This is a genomic window from Stenotrophomonas sp. 05L44_2 (assembly GCF_056665995.1).
Genome location: NZ_JBFTNR010000431.1, coordinates 1 through 3,674, shown reverse-complemented (window position 1 = coordinate 3,674; position 3,674 = coordinate 1). Strand labels below are relative to the sequence as shown.

Annotated in this window: 3 protein-coding genes; 2 read left to right on the top strand and 1 reads right to left on the bottom strand. The window is 65.7% G+C overall.

What is annotated here, in order from left to right:
- Both AC1VAN_RS14965 and tkt read left to right on the top strand, forming a co-directional pair.
- Positions 1-1,245, top strand: coding sequence for a dicarboxylate/amino acid:cation symporter (locus AC1VAN_RS14965; protein WP_480986096.1), 1,245 nt, complete (start codon positions 1-3; stop codon positions 1,243-1,245).
- 202 nt (positions 1,246-1,447) lie between these two features.
- The gene (gene tkt, locus AC1VAN_RS14960) at positions 1,448-3,445 is read left to right on the top strand and encodes a transketolase (RefSeq protein ID WP_480986095.1); all 1,998 of its coding nucleotides are present in this window, start codon (positions 1,448-1,450) and stop codon (positions 3,443-3,445) included.
- 111 nt (positions 3,446-3,556) lie between these two features.
- Here tkt and AC1VAN_RS14955 read toward each other — a convergent pair whose 3' ends face one another.
- The gene (locus tag AC1VAN_RS14955) at positions 3,557-3,667 is read right to left on the bottom strand and encodes an NADAR domain-containing protein (RefSeq protein ID WP_480986097.1); all 111 of its coding nucleotides are present in this window, start codon (positions 3,665-3,667) and stop codon (positions 3,557-3,559) included.
- Between the last annotated feature and the right edge of the window lie 7 nt (positions 3,668-3,674).

Genomic DNA, 3,674 nt, shown 5'->3' with positions numbered 1-3,674 from the left:
GTGCATGCCCTGGGCGGCAGCGTCGACGGCCTGCAGACCGGTGCCAAGTGGGTAATGGACTACGTCACCACCCCGGCGTCGGGCCTGTTCCTCAACCTGATCTTCATGCTGATCGTGCCGCTGATCTTCTCGGCGCTGATCATGGGCGTGTCGGAGATGGGCGACATCCGCGCCCTTGGCCGCATCGGCTGGAAGACGCTGGCCTACACCGTGCTGCTGTCCGGCATCGCGGTGGGTATCGGCCTGGTGCTGGTCAACCTGCTCAAGCCCGGTGCCGGCGTCGACCCGCAGGTGGCCGCGCTGATGCTGTCGGAGAATGCCGAGCGCAGCAAGGAAATCGTTGCTGGCATCCATGGCACGCCGAAGGGCATGGACATGCTGCTGTCGATCGTGCCGAGCAACGTGCTGCAGGCCGCCTCCGACAATGGCGCGATCCTGTCGCTGATGTTCTTCGCGCTGATGTTCGGCATCGGCATGGTGCYGACCGACGAGGCCAAAGTCGCCCCGCTGCGTCGCGCCATCGAAGGCGTGTTTGAGATCTCGATGACCCTGATCAACCTGGTCATCCGCCTGGCGCCGTATGCAGTGGCCTGCTTCATGTTCAACCTGGCCGCGCTGTTCGGTTTCGATCTGATCATCCGCCTGGGTGCGTATGTGGGCGTGGTGGTGCTGGCGTTGGGCCTGCACATGGTGGTGACCTACGGCACCGCGGTATGGCTGTCGGGCCGTTCACCGCTGGCGTTCTTCCGCCAGACCCAGGAGGCCACGGTGATGGCCTTCTCCACCGCCTCCAGCAACGCCACCCTGCCGACCGCGCTGCGCGTGGCCGACCAGATGGGCCTGCCGCAGCGCGTGTCGCGCTTCGTGCTGACCGTGGGCGCCACCGCCAACCAGAACGGCACGGCGCTGTTCGAGGGCGTGACGGTGATCTTCCTGGCCCAGTTCTTCGGTGTCGACCTGAGCATCGGCCAGCAGGTCATGGTGATGGCGGTCTGCATCCTTGGTGGTATCGGTACGGCCGGTGTGCCGTCCGGCTCGCTGCCGGTGGTGGCGATGATCTGTGCGATGGTCGGCGTCAATCCGCTGGGCATCGGCCTGATCCTGGGCGTGAACCACTTCCTGGACATGTGCCGCACCGCGCTGAACGTGACCGGCGACCTGGCCCTGACCACGCTGGTGGCGAAGGGCGAAGCGCCGGACACTCCGGCCGAGGCCGCTGCCGCCGCGGCCCGTCTGGACAACTGACCCAGTCARTGCCTGATCGGGGTCGGATCCCTTTCCGCAGGAAGGGGCTCCGACCCCTCTTCATATGCGGAATCCAGCGCAGATCACGACGTTGCCGGCCAACGGCCGGCACTAATGCCCTGGTCAACCTGACCCTGCCGGGCGTCTGTGGGACAATAGGCCGCCCGCAGTTCCGCGGCCGCCTCCCGATTCCGACAGAACCATGACGCAGCCTACCCGTCGCCAGTTGGCCAACGCCATCCGCTTCCTCGCCGCCGATGCGGTTGAAACCGCAAAGTCCGGCCATCCCGGCATGCCCATGGGCATGGCCGACATCGCCGAAGTCCTCTGGAACGACTACCACCGTCACAACCCGAACAACCCGCAGTGGTTCAACCGCGACCGCTTCGTGCTGTCCAACGGCCACGGCTCGATGCTGCAGTACGCGCTGTTGCACCTGAGCGGGTATGACCTGCCGATCGAGCAGCTGAAGGCATTCCGCCAGCTGGGCAGCCACACCGCTGGCCATCCGGAGCGTCACGAGACCCCGGGCGTGGAGACCACCACCGGTCCGCTGGGCCAGGGTTTCGCCAACGCCGTCGGTTTTGCCTTGGCCGAGAAGCTGCTGGCACAGCGCTTCAACCGCCCGGAGCTGGAAATCGTCGACCACCGCACCTGGGTGTTCATGGGCGATGGCTGCCTGATGGAAGGCATTTCCCACGAAGCCGCCTCGCTGGCCGGCACCTGGGGCCTGCACAAGCTGGTCTGCTTCTGGGATGACAACCACATCTCCATCGACGGCAACACCGAAGGCTGGTTCACCGACAACACCCCGGAGCGTTTCGAGGCCTATGGCTGGAACGTGGTCCGTGGCGTCGATGGCCATGATCCGGAGAGCATCAAGGCCGGTATCGAAGCGGCCCTGTCGCAGGACGGCAAGCCGACCCTGATCTGCTGCCGCACCACCATYGGTTTCGGCTCGCCGAACAAGTCCGGCAAGGAATCCAGCCACGGCGCACCGCTGGGCAAGGACGAACTGGAAGCCACCCGCAAGGCGCTGGACTGGAACTACGGTCCGTTCGAGATTCCCGAAGAGATCTACGCCGGCTGGCGTGCCGGCGGTACCGGCACCCTGCGTCAGGCCGAGTGGGAGCAGCAGTTCGACAAGTACGCTGCGCAGTACCCGGCCGAAGCCGCTGAACTGACCCGTCRCTCACATGGCGATCTGCCGGCCGACTTCATCGCAAAGGCCGACGCCTACATCGCCCAGGTTGCCGCCGAAGGCCAGACCATTGCCTCGCGCAAGGCGTCGCAGCTGGCCATCGAGGCGTTCGCGCCGCTGCTGCCGGAAATCGTGGGCGGTTCGGCTGACCTGGCGCACTCGAACCTGACCCTGTGGAAGGGCAGCAAGTCCGTCGCCACCGACGATGCCAATGCCAACTACGTGTACTACGGTGTGCGTGAGTTCGGCATGACCGCGATCGCCAATGGCCTGGCCCTGCACGGTGGTTTCATCCCGTTCGACGCCACCTTCCTGGTGTTCAGCGATTACGCCCGCAATGCCGTGCGCATGAGCGCGCTGATCCCGGCCCACGCCATCCACGTCTACACCCACGACTCSATYGGCCTGGGCGAAGACGGCCCGACCCACCAGCCGGTGGAGCATCTGGCCTCGCTGCGCTACATCCCGAACAATGACGTGTGGCGCCCGTGCGATGCCGTCGAGTCGGCCGTGAGCTGGAAGACTGCGATCACCCGTCAGGACGGCCCGAGCTGCCTGGTGTTCAGCCGCCAGAACCTGCCGCACCAGCCGCGCGACGCTGAGCAGATCGCACAGATCGAGCGCGGTGGTTACGTGCTGGCCGATGCTGCCGGCACTCCGGACGTGATCCTGATCGCCACCGGTTCGGAAGTCTCGCTGGCGACCGAAGCGAAGGCGCAGCTGGATGCGGCCGGCCTGAAGACCCGCGTGGTCTCGATGCCGTCCACCGATGTGTTCCTGCGCCAGGATGCGGCCTACCGCGAATCGGTGCTGCCGAACGCCGTGCGCAAGCGCGTGGCCATCGAAGCTGGCGTCACCGGCTTCTGGCGCCAGTTCGTCGGCCTGGATGGTGCAGTGATCGGTATCGACACCTTCGGTGCCTCGGCCCCGGCCGACAAGCTGTACCAGCACTTCGGCATCACCACCGCGCATGTGGTGGAAGCAGCCAAGGCGCTGTAAGTCCCGCTGCAATGGAAATAGGGAAAAGGCCGGCGAAAGCCGGCCTTTTCCTTGCCGGTCGATCCGTTTCGCCCGCCGTGCCCGTAGATCCACGCCACGCGTGGATGCGCGTTACATCGTGTCCCGCACTTCCATCAGCGCAAACCCCAGCAGATTCAATCCGCGCCACCGCGCCGGGTTGTGCGCATCGGCGTGATCCTTGGCCAGGCCGATTCCCCAGATAAAATCC